Source organism: Pseudonocardia oceanicola (assembly GCF_047200735.1).
GTDB lineage: Bacteria > Actinomycetota > Actinomycetes > Mycobacteriales > Pseudonocardiaceae > Pseudonocardia.
Window position 1 is genome coordinate 372625 of sequence record NZ_JBJZON010000001.1, and the last position, 19852, is coordinate 392476.

Sequence of the window (19852 nt, forward strand, 5' to 3'; positions counted from 1 at the left end):
GGACGATCGGTCAGGGTGGACCGATGCTGCGCGTGGTCTGCACCGAGTTCGGTGATCCGCAACTGCTGAGCGTGGTCGAGGAGCCGACCCCGGCGCCCGGCCCCGGTGAGGTCCTGATCGAGGTCGGTGCGGCGGGCGTGAGCTTCGTCGACGGGCTGATCGTCCGCGGCGGCTACCAGGTGAAGCCGCCGCTGCCGTTCACCCCGGGCTCGGCGGTCGCGGGCCGGGTCGTGGCGGTGGGCGAGGGCGTGCAGACCTGCCCGGTCGGCACCGCGGTGGCCGCCTCCGTGACCGGGTTCGGCGGGTTCACCTCGCACGCCACGGTGCCGGCCCCGCTCGCCGTTCCACTCCCCGACGGCGTCGACGTGACCGTCGCCGCCTGCGCCATGGAGAGCTACACGACCCTCGTCTTCGCCGTCACGCGGCGGGTGACGATCGAGCCCGGCGAGCGGGTCGTGGTCCTCGGGGCGGGCGGCGGGATCGGGCTGGCCGCCGTCGACGTCGCCCGCAGCCTGGGCGCGCGGGTCGTGGCGGTGGCGTCGTCGGAGGAGAAGCGGGCGGCGGCCGAGGCCGCGGGCGCCGAGGTGACGATCGACTACACCGAGCTCAGGGACGGGATCCGCGCGGCGACGGACGGCGGCGCCGACGTCGTGATCGACCCCGTCGGCGGGCCCGCGGCCGAGTCGTCCTTGCGGGCGCTGCGCGCGGGCGGCCGGTTCTGCGTGCTGGGCTTCGCCTCGGGCGAGATCCCGCGCCTGCCGGCGAACATCGTGCTGCTGCGCAACCGTTCGGTGATCGGGGTGGACTGGGGCGACTGGGCCCGTGACGTCGGCGGGCCGGAGGCCAACGCCGCGCTGCTGGCCGACGTCCTCGGCCGGATCGGGCGCGACGAGCTGCACCCACCGCGCCCCTCGATCGCGCCGCTCGACGAGGCCGGGGCGGTGCTGCGGCTCTACGCCGAGCGTCGGGTCACCGGGAAGTACGTCCTGGTCCCGTGAGCAGGTAGACCGCCTCGCCGTCGACGTGCGCGGCCCGCGGTGCGACCGGTCCGAGCGGGGTGTCGACGGTGAAGGCGCGGGGCAGCACCACCGGCTCGCCCCACACGGTGTCGGCGGACCGGAGCTCCCCACGGACGATCTCCAGCACCGGCGGGAGCTGGGCGCGCAGCGCGCCGAGCAGCGCGGACGAGGTGCGGTCGAGCACCGCGACGGGGTTCACCGCCACGCACCCGAGCAGGCCGGCCTCCGACAGCACCCGGCACACGGTCGCGCGGGTCAGCCCGGTCCGGGCCTGCACCTCGGCGACCACCTCCGCCTCCGTGAGACCCGCGTCGGGCTCCACGGCGTAGGCCGGGCCGGCCACGGACTCACCGGTGGCACAGTCGGTCGTCCGCACCCGGACCAGCGGCGGCATGACCCGGCCGGCCTCCCGCAGCGTCCCGACGGCACGGCCCACCAGGTCCTCGGTCGACAGCGGCAACCGCGCGCGCAGCCCCTGCCCGACCCGGGCCCACAGCGCCGCGAACCGCGCGCTCCGAGCGGCGCGCTCGGGGTCGCCCGCCCGCCGGACGACGATCTCGCGCCCGGTGTCCGCGCGGTACTCCTCCTGCAGGGTGCGGGCGAACTCGTCGTAGGCCTCGTTGGCGATCACGGTCAGCCGCGCCACCCGCGGGTCCCGCACCCGCCGGCCCGCGGCGTCGACGGGGAGCCGCAGGCCGCGGCCGATCTCCTGGCGTTTCCGGTCGGGCGAGCGGGTCTCGTGGAGCGTGCAGATCCCGAAGACGTTCGGGTTGTCCCAGCCCTCGCGCAGCGCGGAGTGGCTGAACAGGAACCGCATCGGCTCGGCGGCCGAGAGCAGCCGTTCCCGGTCCCGCATGATCAGGTCGAACGCCGACGCGTCGGTCTCGCCGCCGTCGACGTACCCGGTCCGCGGGTCACCGGCGAAGTACCCGCCGTGCGCCGCCGCGACCGGCGGCAGGCCGAGGTCGGGGTACTCGGGCGCGAACCGCGCGTAGGCCTCCTCGAACCAGCGTCCGGCCTCGCCGAGCCCGCCGTCCGGCGCCCGGTAGCTCGCCACCCGGTCGACGAAGAACAGCGACAGCACCTTGATCCCGCGGGGTGCGAGCTCACGCTCCCGGTCGAGGTGGCGGCGGACGGTCTCGATCACCTGCGCGCGGCGGACGGCGGCGTCGTAGGTCCCGGCCGGGGTCGAGGGCGTCACGACCAGCCCGCCGGAGAAGCGGACCGCGGGCTCCCGGAACCCGATGTCGGCGACGACGAAGCCGCGGGCGTACTCCCGCCGTCCGCCGGACAGCGCCGCGAGGTCGTCGCCGAGCCGCACCCACGCCGTCCGTTCGCGCTGCTCGTGGTGGATCACCAGCCGGGCGCGGGACCGGTCGGCGTCGACCGCGAGGAGCCCGACGAGGGGTTCGGACGCCCGCCCGTCCGGCACGACCGACGCCACCTCGATGCCCTTGACCAGGCCCTGTTCCCGCGCCTCGACCGGATCCAGCCGGTAGACCAGCTCGTGCGGGTCCCGGTGGGTCGCCGAGTAGCGCAGCGTGCAGAAGGGGTTCAGCTTCGCGATGGCCGCCGCCGCACCGTCGGACTCCATGTTCTGCGGCTCGTCGAGGATCACGACCGGCCGGGTCGACGCGACGACCTCGATCGGCCGCCGCCCCGCCATCTGGTCCTGGGCCCGGTGGACGACGTTGCCGCCCCGCCCGGCCACATCCCGGCGGAAGGCCTGCAGGGTCATGACCAGGAACTGCACGCTGCCGGCGGTGGCGAAGCGCCGGACGCGCCCGAGCCGGCGCGCGTCGTGGGCGACGGCGTCGAAGGGCTCGGCGTAGAGCGCGGTCAGGTGCTCGCGCAGGGCCTCGATGCTCGCGAGCACGCCCTCCCGCACGGCCACGCTCGGCACCACGACCACGAACTTCCGGAAGCCGTGGGCGCGGTGCAGCTCGAACGCCGTCCGCAGGTAGACGTAGGTCTTGCCGGTCCCGGTCTCCATCTCGACGGCGAAGTCGCGGGTGCGCCCGCCCGTCGGCGGCAGCCCGTGGCGCTCCTGGACGGCGCGGAGGTTGGCCGGGAGCCGGGCGTCGAATCCGGGGCCGGGCGGGTTGGCGACGCCGGTCTCGGTGAAGGCCGGGTGCGGGGCGCGGGGCAGCCCGGCGAAGAGGTCGACGACGGCGGCGACAGCCGCGGCCTGGTGGGGGAGCGTCGCGTCGAAGCGGAGCACTCACACCACCTGGAGCGCGAGGTCGACGCCCCGCCGGTTGCGTTCGCGGACGGCGTGCAGGGTGTGCAGGCGCAGGGCGTCGTCGCCGCCGAAACCGTCCTCGGTCACCGCCAGCACCCCGGGCTCGCGGGCCAGCATCGCCTCGACCGCGGACCCGGTGAGCGGAGCCAGGCAGACCAGCAGCGCGCCGCCGGCGACCGACCAGCCCGGGACACCGGCGAGGTCGACCTCCTCGACGGACGCGGTGAGCGGGTGACCCGCCGCCAGCATCAGACCGGTGAGATCGGCGCCGTCCCCGGCGACGAGCCGGTAGGCCCGGAAGCCGAGGTCCGCGTCGGGCTTCGCGTCCGGCCGCAGCGCCGCGCCCGCGCGCCGCACCCGCTCCCGCGTGACGTCGGCGATCGAGGAGTACGCCGTGCCCGGCGTCGGCTCCGGCAGCTGGACCAGCAGGAACCGCCGCTCCTCCCCGCTGGCCAGGTTCTCGGCGAACACGGCGTGCCCGAGCGTCCCCGAGCCGGCGAAGAAGTCGAGCACGAGGTCGCCCGGGCCGGTGCCGATCTGCAGCATCCGGCGGACCAGCCGGGTCGGCTTGGGCGTGGTGAACGGCTCGTCCGCCCCGAACAGCGCGACGACCTCGCGCTTGGCCTCCTGGTTGTGCCCGGTCTCGTCGTGCCGCCACCAGGTGTCCGGCACGATCCCCGCCTGCACCTCGCTGCGGAAGCCCTTGACCCGCGGCGGGTGGTCGCCGTCGCGGCCGAACCAGATCCGGCCGTCGGCGCGCAGCTCCTCGTACCGGGCCCGGTCGCCGTTCCAGTGCCGCCCCGCGGGCGGCCACACCTCGCGGCCCGACGGCAGCGTGACCGGGTACCGGTAGGTCCCGGCCCGCTCCACGCCCTCCGACCGCACCGAGAAGGAGACGCTCTGCCACGGCCCGCGGGGGTCGCCGTCGGGATTGCCGAAGGCCTTCTCCTGTGCCGCGCCGCGGGGCAGCAGCCGCCGGTCCCACGCCTCGACGTCCCGGGCGTAGACCAGCACGTGGTCGTGGCTGCCGGAGATCAACGCCCGGTTCTTCTTGGCGAACACCTTCTGCCAGGCGACCGTGGCGACGAAGTTCTCCTCACCCCAGATCTCGTCCATGATTAGCCGCAGGTGCGCGACCTCCGTGTCGTCGATCGTCACGAAGATCGCGCCGTCCGGGCGCAGCAGCTCACGGGCCAGCACCAGCCGCGGGTACATCATCGACAGCCACCGCGAGTGCCGGCGCCCCGCGGTCTCGACGGCCGCGTTCGCCCGCCGCCCGGAGTCGTCGACCTGACCGGAGAAGCGCAGGTAGGCGGCCATGGGGTCGGCGAAGTCGTCCGGGTACAGGAACTCCCGGCCGGTGTTGTACGGCGGGTCGATCGTGATCAGCTTGACCGCGCCGTGGTAGGCGCGGGACAGCAGCTTGAGGACCTCGAGGTTGTCCCCCTCGACGATCACGTTGCCGGTGGTGTCCCAGTCGACGGACTCCGCCGGCATCGGCTCGAGCGTGCCGGCGGGCGGCTCGCCGATCACCCGCAGGCACTCCGCCCGGCCGGGCCAGGTGAGGCCGAAGCGCTCACCCGGCCCGTCGGTCACCGTCACGTGGGGCTCACCAGATGCGCACGCGCGCCTCGGGGGCGGTGAACAGCGCGTCGGACTCCCGCACGTCGAACGCCTCGTGGAAGGCGTCGAGGTTGGTGACGACGGCGTTGCAGCGCAGGTCCGGCGGTGAGTGCGGGTCGATCGTGAGCCGCCGGATCGCCTCGGCGTCCCGGGTCACGGCCCGCCACACCTGCGCCCAGCCGATCAGCACGCGCTGCAGCCCGGTGAACCCGTCGATCACCGGCGGCTCCGTGCCCTCGGTCGCGATCCGGTACGCCTTGATCGCGATCGTGAGCCCGCCGAGGTCGCCGATGTTCTCGCCGACGGTCAGCGCGCCGTTGACCGTGTGCTCCGGCAGCCCGGCGGGGGAGAGCCCGTCGTACTGGTCGATCAGGGCCTTGCTGCGCCGGTCGAACTCCGCCCGGTCGGCGGCCTCCCACCAGTCGGTCATGGTGCCGTCGCCGTCGTAGCGCGAGCCCTGGTCGTCGAAGCCGTGGCCGATCTCGTGCCCGATGACCGCGCCGATGCCGCCGTAGTTGGCGGCGTCGTCCGCCTCGGGGTCGAAGAAGGGCGGCTGCAGGATCGCGGCCGGGAAGACGATCTCGTTCATCCGCGGGTGGTAGTAGGCGTTGACCGTCTGCGGGGTCATCAGCCACTCGTCGCGGTCGACGGGGCCGCCGACGCGGTTCAGGTCGTAGTCGAAGTCCCACTCGGCGGCGCGCAGGACGTTGCCGAGCAGGTCGTCCGCCTTGATCTCGAGCGCCGAGTAGTCCTTCCACTTGTCCGGGTAGCCGATCTTCGGCGTGAACTTGCCGAGCTTCTCCAGCGCCCGCTCGCGGGTGGCCGGGCTCATCCAGTCCAGCGAGGAGATGCTCTGCCGGTAGGCCTCGACGAGGTTCGCGACCAGCTCGACCATCCGCTCCTTCGACGACGCCGGGAAGTGCCGCTCCACGTAGAGCTTGCCGACCGCCTCGCCGAGCGCCCCCTCCACCACCGACACACCGCGCTTCCAGCGCTCGCGCAGCGCCGGGGTGCCGGAGAGGGTGCGGCCGTAGAAGTCGAAGTCCTCGTCGACGACCGCCTGATTCAGGTAGTCCGCCGCGGCCGACGCGGTGCGGATCGACAGCCACGCCTGCCACTGCTCGAGCGGCAGCTCCGCCCAGAGCTTCGCCGCGGCGAGCACGAACGACGGCTGCCGGACGACGACCTCGTCGAACGCCCCGTCCGGCGGGTGCAGCGCCGCGTGCCAGGACTCCCACGGGAACTCCGGGGCGTTGGCCTGCACCGCGGGCCAGGTCATCAGGGTGTAGGTCTTCTCCGCGTCGCGGTTGGTCACCCGGTCCCAGGACACCGCGGCGAGCGCGGTCTCCAGCTCCATGACCGTCGTGGCGAGCCCCGCCGGGTCCTCGAGCCCGACCAGGCCGGCGAGCCGCTCCAGGTGGGTCACGTACTTGGCGCGGATCTCCGCATAGGCGTCCTCGCGGTAGTAGGACTCGTCGGGCAGCCCGAGGCCGGACTGCGAGAGGTGCACCAGGTAGCGGTCGGAGTCCTTGGCGTCCGTCGACACGTAGACGCCGAACAGGGACGCCCGGCCCTGCCGCTGCCGGCGGCCCAGCACCGCGGCGAGCTCGGCCTTGTCCGCGGCCCGCGCGATCTCGGCGAGCAGCGGGCGCAGCGGCTCGACGCCCTTGGCCTCGACGGCCCCGGTGTCCATGAACGAGGCGTAGAGGTCGGCGATCTGCCGGGCCTCGGGTCCCTCGAGATCGCCCGCGCCCTCCACGATCGCCCGCACGTCCTCCTCGGCCCTGTCCCGCAGGTCGCGGAAGGCGCCGTCCTGCGCCCGGTCGTCCGGGATCACGTGGCTGGTCAGCCAGCGGCCGTTGACGTGGCCGAACAGGTCGTCCTGGGGGCGGGTGCCGGGGTCGACCCACCGCAGGTCCAGACCGCTGCGGCGGGTCCCGTTCGCTGTCTCGGGGGAGGTCGTCACGCCGTCCATCCTGCCGTCCGCCGCAGCCCGGCCGCCACGGGTTCGCCCTCGGCGGAGCGCGTCGCGGTCGGCGGGCGGTCCCGGCGCGACCGCGGGGCGCCGCGCCCACCAGGGGGCCTGTGCGGCGGGTGCGCCGGGCGGATGGGAGTCTCGGGGCATGCGCGCGATCGGGGTGAACCAGTACGGCGGGCCGGAGGCCCTCGAGGTCGTCGAGCTGCCGGAGCCGCACGCCGGGCCCGGCGAGATCCGGATCCGGGTCCACGCGGCGGCGGTCAACCCGACCGACACCTTCGTGCGGGACGGGTCGCGCGCCGAGCGGCAGCGCAAGGACCCGCCGCCGTACGTGCCCGGCATGGACGCCGCCGGCGTGGTCGACGAGATGGGCGAGGGTGCGCAGGGCGGGCTCGCCCTCGGCGACGCCGTCATGGCCGTCGTCGTGCCCGACGGCGCCCACGGCGCCTACGCCGAGTACGTCGTGGTGCCCGTCGGGTCGGTGGTGCGCGCGCCCGCCGGGTCCGACCACGCCCGTGCGGCGACCCTGCCGATGAACGGGCTGACCGCGCGCCGGACCCTCGACCTGCTCGACCCCGAGCCCGGGGCCACCCTCGCCGTGACCGGAGCCGCCGGCGCGTACGGCGGGTACGTGGTGCAGCTGGCCAAGGCTGCCGGCCTGCGGGTGGTGGCCGACGCCTCCGACGCCGACGTCGAGCTCGTCCGCAAGCTCGGCGCCGACGTCGTCGTCCCGCGGGGCGACGCGGTGGCCGAGCGGATCCGCGAGGCCGTGCCCGAGGGCGTCGACGCGCTGGCCGACGGCTCGGTCCAGGGCGACGTGCTGCTCGCCGCCGTGCGCGACGGGGGGCGGATCGCCACCGTGCGGGGGTACTCCGGTCCCGAGGAGCGTGACATCACCTGGCACCCGGTGTGGGTGCGCGACGTCGCCGAGGACCGGGAGCGGCTCGACGCCCTCCGCGTGCTCGCCGAGTCCGGTGCGGTCACGCTGCGGGTCGCCGACACCTACCCGGCCGAGCGCGCCCCCGAGGCCCACGCCCGGCTGGAGCAGGGCGGGACCCGGGGGCGGCTGGTGCTGCTGTTCTGACTCCCGGACCGGCTCGGGCGTCCGGGCGGGCTCAGCGGGCCGGACCGGCGCGGGATCCGGACGGGCCGGGGTCCGGGGCGGCTTGGGGTTCGGGGCGGCTTGGGGTTCGGGGCGGTTCGGGGTCCGGCGTAGCTCGGGGTCCGGGCCGACTCAGGGGTCCGGGCTGCCCGGGACGAGCGGGACGAAGCTGACCTCGACCAGGTCCTCCGACCGGCCGTCGCGGTAGCGGACCAACGTCCCGACACGGTCCGCGCCGACCGGGCAGACGATCGTCCCGCCCGGCGCGAGCTGGTCGAGCAGAGCGGGCGGGATCGTCCGGGTCGCCAGGGCGGTCACCACGATCCCGTCGAAGGGGGTCCGGTCCGGGGCGCCCCGCATCCCGTCCCCGGTTCGCACCTCCACGACCGGGGCGAGCTCGGCGAGCAGCTCACGGGCGTGCGCGGCGAGCCGCGGGTCACGCTCGACGGTCACGACCTCGGCGACGCAGCGGGAGAGCACCGCTGCCGCGTATCCGGACCCGGTGCCGATCTCCAGCACCCTCGCCGACGGCGGCTGCTGCAGCGCGGCCACGCTGAACGCGACGATCCACGGCGAGGAGATCGTCTGGCCGTGGCCGATGTCGAGCGGATGGTCGCCGTACGCCTCGCCGGCCAGCTCGGGTCGGACGAACCGCTCCCGGGGCACCTCGCCCACCGCGGCGAGCACGCGCTCGTCCGTGATCCCCTGGGCCCGCAACCGTGCGGCCAGGGCCCGACGCTCGGCGGCCGGGTCGCGCCCGTTCACCCTCCGGCCTCCTCGCCCGTCGGCGCCCTGCACCGGCGCGGAGCACGAGGGACGAGCAGCCGCCCCGCGCGCAGCTCCCCGAGGAGCTGCCCCTCGACGAGCCGCGGCTCCTCGACGTGCTGCCCGGCATGCAGCCGGGGCCGGGTCCGGGGCATGGCGACCACCTCCGGCTCCGGCCTACCCGCTCCGCTCCCCGACATGTCGGACGAGCCACGGCTGATCGGTCCGAGCGTCGCGCGAGCGATGCTGCCGCAGCGTCCGTGTCCCGGCCGGAAGGATCACGTGCGACGGCCGGGCTGATCACTGCGAGTGCCGGACGACCGTCGTGAGGCCCCCCGGGGCCCGGCAGAGCGGGCCCCGGGCGGTGCTACCGCTCCCTCCCGGCGGTACGGGAGTCCCGGGCGGGGATCACGATGCCCGTGCCGCGGCGGCCTCCTCGGCGAGCTCCGTGTACCGGGCCCGCGCGACCCCGCTGAACCTGCCGTTCGTGGCCGCCCCGCTCTTGCCGCGGACGAACCCGTCGTAGCCACGGGCGGCGACCTCGTCGCAGAGCAGCCGGTAGACACCGACGCCACCCACGTACGGGTACAGGCTGCGCGGCTTGCCCGGGATGTTCGCGCCCACCCACCACGAGTTCGCCCGCGGCAGGAGGGTCATCGCCGTGACCTCGTCGTGGTGCGCGACCCAGTCGTCCTCCGCCTCGGGCAGGGCCTCGATCGTGTCGTAACCGTCCTCGCGCAGCCGGCGCAGGCAGTCGGCGATCCAGTCCACGTGCTGCTCGATCGACACCGGCATGTTGCTCAGCACCGACGGGCTCTGCGGGCCGGTGACCATGAACAGGTTCGGGAACCCGTGGGTCGCGATGCCGAGGTAGGAGTGCGGGCCCTCGGCCCACTTCTCGTCCAGGCCGACCCCGTCCCGGCCGCGGATGCCCAGCCTGAACAGGGTCCCGGTCATCGCGTCGAACCCCGTGGCGTAGACGATGACGTCGGCCTCGTACTCGGCGTCGGCGGTCCGGACCCCGGTCGGCGTGATCTCCTGGATCGGTGCCGTGCGCACGTCGACCAGCGTCACGTTCTCCCGGTTGAACGTCTCGTAGTACCCGTTCTCCAGCGGTGGGCGCTTGGTGAAGAAGGGGTGGTCCCGCGGCGAGAGCAGCTCGGCGACCTCGGGGTCGTGCACCCGCTCGCGGATCCGGGCGCGCAGGAACTCCGAGACCGTCTCGTTGGCCTCCTCGTCGAGGAGGAGGTCGTTGAAGGTGGTGCCGAGCCGGAACCCGCCGCGTTCCCAGGCCTCGGCGAAGATGCGCTCGCGCTCCTCGTCCGACACCGACAGCGCGGTGCGGTCGGCCACGTCGTAGGGGAAGCCGAAGGCCGTCTCCCGGGTCGCCTTCCAGATGTCCCGATAGTTGTCCTTGATCTTCCTGCCGTCCTCGGCGTCCATCGGCCGGTTCCCGCCGGCGATGTCGTAGTTCGCCGTCCGCTGCAGCACGTGCACGTGCGCCGCGTCCCGGGCGATCTCCGGCACCGCCTGCACCGCGGTCGCCCCGGTGCCGACGACGACGACCCGCTTGCCGGTGAAGTCGACGCCCTCGTGCGGCCAGACGCCCGTGTGGTACGACTCGCCGCGGAAGGCGTCCCGGCCCGGGAAGTCCGGCAGGTTGGTCGTGGACAGGCACCCGACCGCGGTGATCAGGAAGGTCGCGGTGACCCGCCCGCCGTCGTCGGTGCGGACGGTCCACCGGCCCGTCGCGTCGTCGTACTCGGCCCCGACGACCGTCGTCCGGAACCGGATGTCCTTCCGCAGGTCGTACCGGTCGGCGACGTGCTGCAGATAGCGGAGGATCTCCGGTTGGGCCGCGAAGCGCTCGCTCCACGTCCACTCCTCCAGCAGGTCCTCCGACAGCCGGTCCGAGAAGCTGTAGAAGTAGCTCTCGGAGTCGCACCGCGCGCCCGGGTACCGGTTCCAGTACCAGGTGCCGCCGACGTCGTCCGCCGCCTCGTACACCCGCACCGACATCCCGAGCGTGTCGCGAAGGCGGTGCAGCATGTACAGCCCCGAGAAGCCGGCGCCGACGACGACCGCGTCGACCTCGGCCGTTCCCTGCTGGTCCGTGTGCGCACTGGACATGGTTCTCCTCGTCCGGTCGGTCTCCGTTGACCCGACATGGCGCCGCCGACCGCGACGACGACGTCACATACCGGTCTAACGAGCGTACGGTCAGCTGCCCGGAACGGGAACCACCGAATCGGCGTCGTGCCCAGTGAGGTCGGACCAGCGGTGGGCGCGGCCTGCGGTGGGCGAGGCCTGCGTCCGGGGTCCACGGGCGGCAGGATCGGGGGATCAGGCCGGGACCGTGAGCCGGGGAGGAACGAGATGAGCCGTCCGCTGGAGGGCCTGCAGGTCGTGGAGTGCGCGAGCTTCGTGGCCGGCCCGACGGGTGGGATGACGCTGGCCCAGCTGGGCGCGAGCGTGATCCGGATCGATCCGGTCGGCGGCAACACCGACCACCGGCGCTGGCCGGTGGTGGGCAACGGGACCGGCCCGGCCGACGCCGAGTCGTACTACTGGGCCTCGCTGAACAAGGGCAAGCGGTCGGTGACGGTCGACATGCGCTCGGACGAGGGCCGCGAGCTGGTCACCGCGCTGATCACCGCGCCGGGCGCGGACCGCGGGGTGCTGGTGGACAACGTCGTCGGGCGCCGCTGGATGGCCAACGACGTGCTGGTGACGCGCCGCCCGGACCTGATCCACCTGCGCGTGCAGGGCTATCCGGACGGGCGCCCGGCGGTGGACTACACGGTGAACGCCGAGGTCGGGATCCCGCAGATCACGGGCTCGGAGGAGGGCGGCGCACCGGTCAACCACGTGCTGCCGGCGTGGGACCTGGTGACCGGGCTGAGCGTGTCGACCGGCGTGCTCGCGGCGTTGTACGACCGCTCCCGGACCGGGCCGCGGCAGCTACGTCGAGCTCGCGCTGGCCGACGTCGCGCTGGCCGGGGTGGCGAACCTGGGCTGGCTGTCGGAGGCGGCGGAACGGGGTCGCGAGCGCCCCCGGCACGGCAACCACGTCTACGGCTCCTTCGGTGTCGACTTCGCCTGCTCCGACGGCGCGCGCGTGATGGTCGTGGCGCTGACCGAGGGGCAGTGGGCGGCGCTGCGCACGGTCACCGGTACCGAGGAGGTCTTCGCGGCGCTCGAGCAGGCGCTCGACGCCGACCTCACCAAGGAGTCGGAGCGCTACCGGCTGCGCGAGACGATCGCCGCCGTGCTGCGGCCGTGGTTCGGGGCCCGCGACCTCAAGACCGTGTCCGACGAGCTCGACGCAGCCCGGGTGCTGTGGGGCCGGTACCGGGGGATGACCGAGGTGGTGGGCGCGCACCGGGAGGGGCGGCACCCGGTGCTGACCGACCTGACGCTGCCGGACGGGACGGCCTCGATCACGGCGCGCTCGCCGCTGCGGTGGAGCGGGGAGCACGGTCCGGCCGGGGAGGCACCGGTGCTGGGCCGGGACACCGACGAGGTGTTGGCCGAGGTCCTGGGGCTGGGCGCGGCGGAGATCGGCGGGCTGCACGACCGGGGTGTCGTCGGCTGAGGTGGGCGGTGGGGCCGGGTGGCCGATCGCCCGGCCGGTCGCAGAGTGAGACGACCAGCTGTGACATGCACCACTACCGTGTCCCTGCGGTGGCATCGACCGAGGGAGGGCACGGATGAAGGCGCTCGTCTATCACGGACCGGGAGCCAAGGCGTGGGAGGAGGTCCCGGACGCGGCCGTCCAGGACCCGACGGACGTGGTGGTCAGGGTGGACACCACCACGATCTGCGGCACGGACCTGCACATCCTCAAGGGAGACGTCCCGGCGGTGACGGACGGCCGCATCCTCGGCCACGAGGCCGTCGGCACGGTCACCGAGGTGGGCTCGGCCGTGACCGGGTTCCGGGAGGGCGACCGGGTACTCGTCCCGGCCATCACCCGCTGCGGTCGGTGCGCCTACTGCCAGCGGGGCATGCCGTCGCACTGCCAGACCGTCGGCGGCATCGGCTGGATCTTCGGGCACCTGGTCGACGGCACCCAGGCCGAGTCGGTCCGCGTGCCGTACGCCGACACGTCCCTCTACGCCGTCCCGAACGAGGTGACGGACGAGCAGGCGATCTTCCTCGCCGACTCGCTGCCGACCGGGTACGAGGTCGGGGTGCTGGCCGGGCAGGTCCGCCCCGGGGACACGGTGGCCGTGGTGGGCGCCGGTGCGGTGGGGCTCGCGGCCATCCTGACCACCGGGCTCTGGGGCGCGTCGCGGGTCATCGCGGTGGACACCAACAAGTTCCGGCTGAGCAAGGCCGTCGAGTTCGGGGCGACCGACACCGTCGAGGCCGGTCCCGACGTCGTCGAGGCGGTCAAGGCGCTGACGGACGGCCTGGGCGTCGACGTCTCGATCGAGGCCGTCGGCTACCCGGAGACGCTGCGCACGGCCGCGGCGCTGGTGCGCCCCGGCGGCCACATCGCCAACATCGGCGTGCACGGCGTGCCCGTGGAGCTGCCGCTCGAGCAGATGTGGATCCAGAACGTCACGCTGACCATGGGCCTGGTGGACACCGTCTCCATCCCGACGCTGCTCACGATGGTCGCGAGCGGCAAGATCCCGGCCGAGAAGATGGGCACCCACACCTTCGGCCTCGACGAGATCGACCGCGCCTACGAAGTGTTCGCCGACGCCGCCGCCCACGAGGCGCTCAAGGTGGTGATCAAGAAGAACTGACCCCGTGAGCGGCGATGGTCGCTGTAGCGACCATCGCCACTCACGACCGGGCCGGGCTCAGCACCCGACGGCTCAGCACTCGACCACGGTGAGGGCCAGCCCGCCGCGGCTCGTCTCCTTGTACTTGGTCTTCATGTCCGCGCCGGTGATCCGCATGGTCCGGATCGCCTTGTCCAGGCTGACGTGGTGCTGCCCGTCGCCGCGCACCGCCATCCGGGCCGCGGTGATCGCCTTCGTCGACGCCACGGCGTTGCGCTCGATGCACGGGATCTGGACGAGCCCGCCGATCGGGTCGCAGGTCAGGCCGAGGTTGTGCTCGATGCCGATCTCCGCGGCGTTCTCCACCTGCTCCGGGGTGCCGCCCATGACCTCGGCGAGGCCCGCGGCGGCCATCGAGCAGGCCGAGCCGACCTCGCCCTGGCAGCCGACCTCGGCGCCGGAGAGGGAGGCGTTCTCCTTGAACAGCGAGCCGACGGCGGCGGCCGTGAGCAGGAACCGGATCACGCCGTCGTCGGACGAGGTCCTGCAGAACCGGCGGTAGTAGTGCAGGACGGCGGGCACGATCCCGGCCGCGCCGTTGGTCGGCGCGGTGACGATCCGGCCGCCGGCGGCGTTCTCCTCGTTCACGGCCAGGGCGAAGAGGGCGACCCACTCGCCGGACTCCGCGGTGGGCTCGGCCTCCAGCGCCTCCCGCAGGGCGGCCGCGCGGCGCCGGACCTTCAGCCCGCCCGGGAGGACGCCGCCGGTCGTCGAGCCCCGCTCCACGCACTCCTGCATGACCGCCCAGAGCGCGAGGAGGCCGCGCCGGACCTCGGCCTCGGGGTCGACGTCCGGGCGCAGGCGCCGCATCCGGGCGCACTCGTTGGCCTGCACGACCCCGCTGACCGGCAGCCCGGTCTCGCGGCAGCGGGCGAGCAGCTCGGCACCGGCCGCGAACGGGTACGGGACCTCGGGCTCGGGCGGCAGGAGCGCCTGCTGCGCCTCGTCGAGCACGAAGCCGCCGCCGACGGAGAAGTACTCCGCGCTCAGCAGCGCCGAGCCGGTCCCGTCGTGTGCGGTGAACCGCATCCCGTTGGGGTGGAAGGGCAGCGTCCGCCGCCGGTGCAGCACGACGTCCTCGGCCCGGAAGCCGATCTCGTGCCGACCGAGCAGCCGCAGCCGCCCGGTGCCCCGGACGTCGTCGACGGTGGGGCTGCGCGGGTCGACGGTCTCGGGCGCCTCCCCGGCCAGCCCGCGCACCACCGCGCCGACGCTGCCGTGGCCCTTCCCGGTGGCGCCGAGCGAGCCGAACAGTTCCGCCTTCACGTGCGCGACGCGGGGGAGCAGGCCCTCGCGCTCGAGCCGCCCGGCGAACCGCAGCGCCGCCCGCATCGGGCCGACGGTGTGCGAGCTCGAGGGGCCGATACCGACGCTGAACAGGTCGAACGCGGAGACCGTCATGGCTCGAGCCACCACCCCGTCATCGGAACTCGCTCGCGGCGTCGAGCAGCCACTCCGCGAGGTAGGTCGCGAAGGAGGACCGCACGAGGATCCGGTGGTCCGCCGGCCCGAGGCCGAGCAGCACCACCCCGGCCCGGCCGAGCAGCGTCACCGCCGCCGACCCGGCCCCGAAGGCGCGCGGGTGCAGGTCGATCGCGCAGCCCGTCTCCAGGACGTCCCGGGCGTGGGCGCCGCGGAGCCGGATCGTGGTGCGCTGGGCGGAGACGTCCACCCCGGTCGCCCCCGCGGTCCGGACCGCCGCCTCCAGCTCGGCCGGTGCGAGGAAGGGGCTGGTCAGCAGCCACTCGTCGGGCCCGAGCCAGATCGCGGTGACGCGCTCGCCGCCGCTCCACGCGTTCGGCCCGGGCAGCCGGGCGCCGACCAGCTCCTCCAGCGCGGCGGGGTCCGGGGTGCGGACGTCGACCATCGCGTGGAACGGCTCGGCCAGCAGCGCCACCGAGTCCGGCAGCTCGGCGAACCGGCCGGCCCAGCCGTCGAGCGCCCCCATCGGGCGCAGGGTGGTCGCGGTGGACATCTCAGTGGACACTCGGCTCACCGTCCCGACGGGACCCCTCGGGGTCGAACAGCACGGAACCGGTCACCTCGACGGGCACCAGCGCCCCGTCGACCGGCACGGTCAGGCGCTCCCCGATCCGTCCGTGACCGCCCTTGACCAGGGCGAGCGCGAAGGTCCGGCCGAGCGCGGCACTGCGGTAGCTCGACGTGACGTGGCCGAGCATCGGCACCGGGGGCGGCGGCAGCGCGTCGGTCGGCTCGACGATCTGCGAGCCCTCCGGCAGCGTCAGGTCGGGGTCGAGCGGCAGCAGGCCCACGAGCTGCTTGCGCAGCGGGCCCGTGGTGGCCGGGCGGGCGAAGGACCGCCTGCCCACGAAGTCCGGCTTCTTCGTCGACACGACCCAGTCCATGCCGAGGTCCTGCGGGGTGACGGTGCCGTCCGTGTCCTGCCCGATGATCGGGTAGCCCTTCTCGGCGCGCAGGACGTGCATCGTCTCGGTGCCGTACGGGGTGATCCCGTACGGCGCGCCGAGGTCCAGCAGGCGTCGCCAAACGGCCCCCGCGTGCCAGCCGTCCACGCTCACCTCCCAGGCCAGCTCGCCGGAGAAGCTGATGCGCGCCAACCGGACCGGGACGCCGTCGGCCCCGTCGTCGAGCACGGTGTCGAGCCAGCTCATGAAGGGGAAGGCCGCGTTCGAGACGTCGACGTGCGGGGCCAGGGCGCCGATGACGTCCCGGGACCGCGGCCCGACGACCGGGAAGGTCGCCCACTGCTCGGTCACCGAGGTCAGCGAGACCCGCAGCTCCGGCCACTCGGTCTGCAGCCACTCCTCGAGGTGGTCGAGGATCGGCGCGGCGCCGCCGGTGGTGGTCATGACGAGGAACCGGTCGTCGGCGAGGCGGAGCACGGTGCCGTCGTCGATCACCATGCCGTCGAGGCCGCACATCACGCCGTAGCGGACCCGGCCCGGCTTCAGGCTCGACATCATGTTCGTGTAGACCCGGTCGAGGACGACGCCGGCGTCGGGCCCCTGGACGTCGATCTTTCCGAGCGTGGAGCCGTCGAGGATGCCGACGCCGGTGCGGGCCGCCGCGCACTCGCGCAGCACCGCGGCCTCCCTGTCCTCGCCCGGCCGCGGGTAGGAGAGCGGTCGCTTCCACTGCCCGACGTCCTCGAACACCGCGCCCGCCGCGACGTGCCAGCCGTGCAGGGCGGTCGTGCGCTCGGGGTCGAACAGCCGGCCGCGGTCGCGCCCGGCCAACGCCGCGAAGGCGACCGGGGTGTACGGCGGGCGGAAGGTGGTGGTGCCCAGGGACTCCACCGGCACGCCCAGCAGCTCGGCGGTGATCCCGGAGGCGATCACGCCGGATGTCTTACCCTGGTCGTGGGCGGTGCCGATCGTCGTGTGGCGCTTGATGTGCTCGACCGAGCGGAGGCCGGCGCCGACGGCCCGCACGATGTCGGCGACCGTCGAGTCGCGCTGGAGGTCGACGAACTGCCTCGTCCGATCGCCCTCGGTGCGCCACAGGACCTGGGTGGTGGGCGGCGGCGGTTCCCGGGTCTCGCCGGTGCCGTCCCCGCGGCCCTCGGCGAGGCAGCCCGCGAGGTCGAAGGTCCCGTTCGCCGCGCCGACGACGGTGACCCCGTCGACCGGCTCGCCCGGCCGGAACGCGCCCAGCTCGGCGTCGTACCGCAGCGCGCCGCGCAGGTGCGAGAACAGGTGCACGGTCGGGTTCCAGCCGCCGGAGAGCAGGAGGGTGTCGCAGGGGAGCACGGTGCCGTCGTCGAGCGTGACGGCGGTGACGGCGCCGTCCTCCCCGCCGCTCGTCCCCACCACCCGGGCGCGGTACGTGCTGCCGGAGTACGGCCTCCCGCTCGTGGAGCGCGGGTCCACGACGACGACACGGGCGCCGGCGGCCTCGAGGTCGGCGGCGGCGGCGTGCGCGGCGTCGTCGGTGGTGAAGACGACGATCTCCCGGCCGACCAGCACACCGAACCGGTGCAGCAGGTCCCGGGCCGAGGCGGCCAGCATGATCCCGGGGCGGTCGTTGTCCTCGACCACGATCGGCCGCTCGTGCGCCCCGGTCGCGACGACGACGTGGGCGGCCCGGATGCGCCAGACCCGCTGGCGCGAGAGGTTCCGCGGAGGGTCGGCCAGGTGGTCGGTGCGACGCTCCAGGGCGAGCACGAAGCCGTCGTCGTAGTGGCCGAACGCCGTGGTGCGCGGCAGGACCCGGACGTCCGGATCCGCCCGCAGCTCGGCCATCGTGTCGGCGACGAACTCGTCGGCGCTCCGTCCGCAGATCCGCTCGGTGCCGAGCAGCGCGCCGCCCGCGGCGGGGCGGTCGTCGACGAGTACCACGCGGTCGCCCCGGCGCGCGGCGGTGCGCGCGGCGAGCAGGCCCGCGGGCCCGGCGCCGACCACGAGGGTCTCGCAATGCGTGTACCGGCGGTCGTAGCGCGCGGTGTCGGGGACCTCCGCGAGCCGGCCGCGGCCGCCGAGACCCCTGGCGACCAGGCCGTCGACCAGCTCGATCGTGGTGGCGAGCAGCATGGGCTCAGGGAAGGGCTCCTCGACCTGCACGAGCCCGGTCGGGTCCTCGCTCCACGCGGCGGTGATGCCGCGCGGCCGGCCGAGCTTCACGCTGGTCGCGACGCGGCGGACCCCGTTCGCCAGCAGCGCCGACGCCAGCGTGTCGCCGGGGTGGCCGGTGTACTGCTCGCCGTCGAAGGTGAAGGTCAGGGTGCGGGTGCGGTCGACGACGCGTCCGTAGCCGTCGATCCTCATGCGCCGACCTCCGGACGGGGCTCGCCGATGCGGTAGGTGGCGAGGAACCGGTAGGTGCGGGTGTCGCGCACGGCGTGGAACCAGCGCCGGCAGCCGGCGGCGTGGGTCCAGCGTTCGGCGGAGGGGCCCTCGGGGTTGTCCCGGAAGAACACGAACCGGGCCCACTGCTCGTCCGACAGCGTGACGGGGTCGCTCGGGTAGGCGCGGTGGGCCTGGCCGCCGTAGTGGAACTCGACCTCCTCGCGGGGGCCGCACCAGGGGCAGTGGATCAACTGCATCGGTGTCTTCTCCTGGTTCAGTGGGCGACGGCCGCGGCGCCGTGCTCGTCGACGAGCGCGCCGGTGACGAACCGGTCGAGGGCGAACGGGGCGACGTAGGGGTGGGGGCGCCCGTGCGCGACGGTGTCGGCCAGGCACCACCCGATCCCGGGGGTGGCCTTGAACCCGCCGGTGCCCCAGCCGCAGTTGAGGAACACGTTCTCGTAGGGGGTGTGCCCGACGATCGGGGAGGCGTCGGGGGTGACGTCGACGATCCCGCCCCAGGAGCGCAGCAGGTGCGCCCGGGCGAAGACGGGGAACAGCTCCACCGCGGCGGCCATCTGGCGTTCGACGATGTGGAACGCCCCGCGTCGGCCGTAGCCGGTGTAGGAGTCCACCCCGGCGCCCATGACGAGTTCGCCCTTGTGTGCCTGGGACACGTAGACGTGCACGGCGTTGGACATCACGACCGTCGGGTGTACCGGCTCCAGCAGCTCCGAGACCAGCGCCTGGAGCGGGTGGGACTGCAGCGGCGTCGGCACCCCGAGCATGTCGAGCAGCACACTGGTGTGCCCGGCCGCGCACAGCGCGACCCGCCCGCAGGCGATGTCCCCCCGGGTGGTGCGCACCCCGGTGACCCGGTCGCCGTCGGTGCTGAAGCCGACGACCTCGCAGTCCTGGATCAGGTCGATCCCGGCCTCGTCGGCGCGGCGGGCGAACCCCCACGCCACGTAGTCGTGCTTGGCGATCCCGGCGCGGGGCTGGTAGGTGGCGCCGTGCACGGGGTAGCGGATGTCGGCGGAGACGTTGACGATCGGGCACAGCTTGGCCACCTGGTCCGGGCCGAGCCACTCGGCGTCGATCCCGTTGAGCTTGTTGGCCTCGACCCGGCGGACGGAGTCGCGGACGTCCTGCTCGGTGTGGGCCAGGTTGAGCACCCCGCGCTGGGAGAACAGGATCGGGTAGCCCAGGTCCTCCTCCAGGCCCTCCCACAGCCCGAGGGAGTGTTCGTAGATCGCCGCGGACTCGTCCCACAGGTAGTTCGACCGGATCAGCGTGGTGTTGCGGGCCATGTTCCCGCCCGCCAGCCAGCCCTTCTCCAGCACCGCCACATCTCGGATCCCGTGGTTGCGGGCGAGGTAGTGCGCCGTGGCCAGACCGTGCCCACCCCCACCGACGATGACCACGTCGTAGGACTTCTTCGGCTCCGGCGTCCGCCACAGGAAATCGGGGTGTTCCGGCAGCTGCTCGGCCATGCAGGACTCCGTCCTACGGTCTGCCCGAACAGATCGCACAGGCTGGTATATCAATCGTGAGGTACGGTA

At 74.1% G+C, this 19852-nt stretch carries 15 protein-coding genes and 1 pseudogene; 5 read left to right on the forward strand and 11 right to left on the reverse strand.

The window, feature by feature from the left end; genetic code table 11:
• Positions 1 to 23: 23 nt before the first annotated feature.
• On the forward strand, positions 24 to 998 hold the full coding sequence (locus ACL02T_RS01735) for an NADPH:quinone oxidoreductase family protein (RefSeq protein WP_412828827.1): 975 nt from the start codon (positions 24 to 26) through the stop codon (positions 996 to 998).
• Here the strand turns inward: ACL02T_RS01735 and ACL02T_RS01740 are convergent.
• The 3 genes from ACL02T_RS01740 to ACL02T_RS01750 are packed head-to-tail and all read right to left on the reverse strand — an operon-like array spanning position 970 to position 6850.
• Positions 970 to 3240 (reverse strand): DEAD/DEAH box helicase family protein, encoded by a 2271-nt coding sequence (locus tag ACL02T_RS01740; protein WP_412828828.1) that lies wholly within the window; start codon positions 3238 to 3240, stop codon positions 970 to 972. The genes ACL02T_RS01735 and ACL02T_RS01740 overlap by 29 nt on opposite strands.
• Positions 3241 to 4863 (reverse strand): site-specific DNA-methyltransferase, encoded by a 1623-nt coding sequence (locus ACL02T_RS01745; RefSeq protein ID WP_412828829.1) that lies wholly within the window; start codon positions 4861 to 4863, stop codon positions 3241 to 3243.
• Positions 4864 to 4870: 7 nt separating this feature from the next.
• The gene (locus ACL02T_RS01750) at positions 4871 to 6850 is read right to left on the reverse strand and encodes a M13 family metallopeptidase (protein WP_412828830.1); all 1980 of its coding nucleotides are present in this window, start codon (positions 6848 to 6850) and stop codon (positions 4871 to 4873) included.
• 157 nt (positions 6851 to 7007) lie between these two features.
• Between ACL02T_RS01750 and ACL02T_RS01755 the strand changes: the two genes are divergently transcribed.
• Complete coding sequence (locus tag ACL02T_RS01755; protein ID WP_412828831.1) at positions 7008 to 7946, forward strand: NADP-dependent oxidoreductase; 939 nt, start codon at positions 7008 to 7010, stop codon at positions 7944 to 7946.
• Between the two features lie 150 nt (positions 7947 to 8096).
• On the opposite strand, the gene ACL02T_RS01760 is transcribed toward ACL02T_RS01755, so the two are convergent.
• The 3 genes from ACL02T_RS01760 to ACL02T_RS01770 all read right to left on the reverse strand — a co-directional run bounded on the left by ACL02T_RS01760 (position 8097) and on the right by ACL02T_RS01770 (position 10859).
• Entirely contained in the window at positions 8097 to 8729 is a 633-nt protein-coding gene (locus ACL02T_RS01760; protein ID WP_412828832.1) for a protein-L-isoaspartate(D-aspartate) O-methyltransferase, read from the reverse strand.
• Positions 8726 to 8884: a hypothetical protein gene (locus ACL02T_RS01765; protein ID WP_412828833.1), complete on the reverse strand. Its 159-nt coding sequence runs from the start codon at positions 8882 to 8884 to the stop codon at positions 8726 to 8728. Before ACL02T_RS01765 ends, ACL02T_RS01760 begins: the two co-directional genes overlap by 4 nt.
• A gap of 253 nt (positions 8885 to 9137) precedes the next feature.
• Positions 9138 to 10859, reverse strand: coding sequence for a flavin-containing monooxygenase (locus ACL02T_RS01770; protein ID WP_412828834.1), 1722 nt, complete (start codon positions 10857 to 10859; stop codon positions 9138 to 9140).
• Between the two features lie 315 nt (positions 10860 to 11174).
• Here ACL02T_RS01770 and ACL02T_RS01775 point away from each other — a divergent pair.
• From ACL02T_RS01775 to ACL02T_RS01785, 3 genes and pseudogenes are all read left to right on the forward strand, one after another.
• Positions 11175 to 11615, forward strand: a pseudogene (locus ACL02T_RS01775) (CoA transferase); the annotation flags it as partial.
• Between the two features lie 115 nt (positions 11616 to 11730).
• On the forward strand, positions 11731 to 12324 hold the full coding sequence (locus ACL02T_RS01780) for a CoA transferase (RefSeq protein WP_412828835.1): 594 nt from the start codon (positions 11731 to 11733) through the stop codon (positions 12322 to 12324).
• 115 nt (positions 12325 to 12439) lie between these two features.
• Positions 12440 to 13486 (forward strand): alcohol dehydrogenase catalytic domain-containing protein, encoded by a 1047-nt coding sequence (locus ACL02T_RS01785; protein WP_412828836.1) that lies wholly within the window; start codon positions 12440 to 12442, stop codon positions 13484 to 13486.
• Between the two features lie 72 nt (positions 13487 to 13558).
• On the opposite strand, the gene ACL02T_RS01790 is transcribed toward ACL02T_RS01785, so the two are convergent.
• From ACL02T_RS01790 to ACL02T_RS01810, 5 genes are read right to left on the reverse strand one after another with little or no spacing between them, the layout of a single operon-like run.
• Positions 13559 to 14926, reverse strand: coding sequence for an L-serine ammonia-lyase (locus tag ACL02T_RS01790; protein WP_412828837.1), 1368 nt, complete (start codon positions 14924 to 14926; stop codon positions 13559 to 13561).
• A gap of 19 nt (positions 14927 to 14945) precedes the next feature.
• On the reverse strand, positions 14946 to 15512 hold the full coding sequence (locus ACL02T_RS01795; protein WP_412828838.1) for a sarcosine oxidase subunit gamma: 567 nt from the start codon (positions 15510 to 15512) through the stop codon (positions 14946 to 14948).
• The gene (locus ACL02T_RS01800) at positions 15502 to 18270 is read right to left on the reverse strand and encodes a 2Fe-2S iron-sulfur cluster-binding protein (protein WP_412828839.1); all 2769 of its coding nucleotides are present in this window, start codon (positions 18268 to 18270) and stop codon (positions 15502 to 15504) included. Before ACL02T_RS01800 ends, ACL02T_RS01795 begins: the two co-directional genes overlap by 11 nt.
• Positions 18267 to 18548, reverse strand: a complete 282-nt coding sequence (locus ACL02T_RS01805; RefSeq protein ID WP_412828840.1) for a sarcosine oxidase subunit delta — start codon at positions 18546 to 18548, stop codon at positions 18267 to 18269. Before ACL02T_RS01805 ends, ACL02T_RS01800 begins: the two co-directional genes overlap by 4 nt.
• A 17-nt stretch (positions 18549 to 18565) precedes the next feature.
• Entirely contained in the window at positions 18566 to 19783 is a 1218-nt protein-coding gene (locus ACL02T_RS01810) for a sarcosine oxidase subunit beta family protein (protein ID WP_412828841.1), read from the reverse strand.
• Between the last annotated feature and the right edge of the window lie 69 nt (positions 19784 to 19852).

What these genes read in the sequence shown, in the direction of transcription:
- ACL02T_RS01755 (WP_412828831.1), top strand. Translation starts at nt 7,008, where the DNA reads ATGCGCGCGATCGGGGTGAACCAGTACGGCGGGCCGGAGGCCCTCGAG.
- ACL02T_RS01810 (WP_412828841.1), bottom strand. Translation starts at nt 19,783, where the DNA reads ATGGCCGAGCAGCTGCCGGAACACCCCGATTTCCTGTGGCGGACGCCG.
- ACL02T_RS01735 (WP_412828827.1), top strand. Translation starts at nt 24, where the DNA reads ATGCTGCGCGTGGTCTGCACCGAGTTCGGTGATCCGCAACTGCTGAGC.
- ACL02T_RS01785 (WP_412828836.1), top strand. Translation starts at nt 12,440, where the DNA reads ATGAAGGCGCTCGTCTATCACGGACCGGGAGCCAAGGCGTGGGAGGAG.
- ACL02T_RS01765 (WP_412828833.1), bottom strand. Translation starts at nt 8,884, where the DNA reads ATGCCCCGGACCCGGCCCCGGCTGCATGCCGGGCAGCACGTCGAGGAG.
- ACL02T_RS01790 (WP_412828837.1), bottom strand. Translation starts at nt 14,926, where the DNA reads ATGACGGTCTCCGCGTTCGACCTGTTCAGCGTCGGTATCGGCCCCTCG.
- ACL02T_RS01800 (WP_412828839.1), bottom strand. Translation starts at nt 18,270, where the DNA reads ATGAGGATCGACGGCTACGGACGCGTCGTCGACCGCACCCGCACCCTG.
- ACL02T_RS01805 (WP_412828840.1), bottom strand. Translation starts at nt 18,548, where the DNA reads ATGCAGTTGATCCACTGCCCCTGGTGCGGCCCCCGCGAGGAGGTCGAG.
- ACL02T_RS01770 (WP_412828834.1), bottom strand. Translation starts at nt 10,859, where the DNA reads ATGTCCAGTGCGCACACGGACCAGCAGGGAACGGCCGAGGTCGACGCG.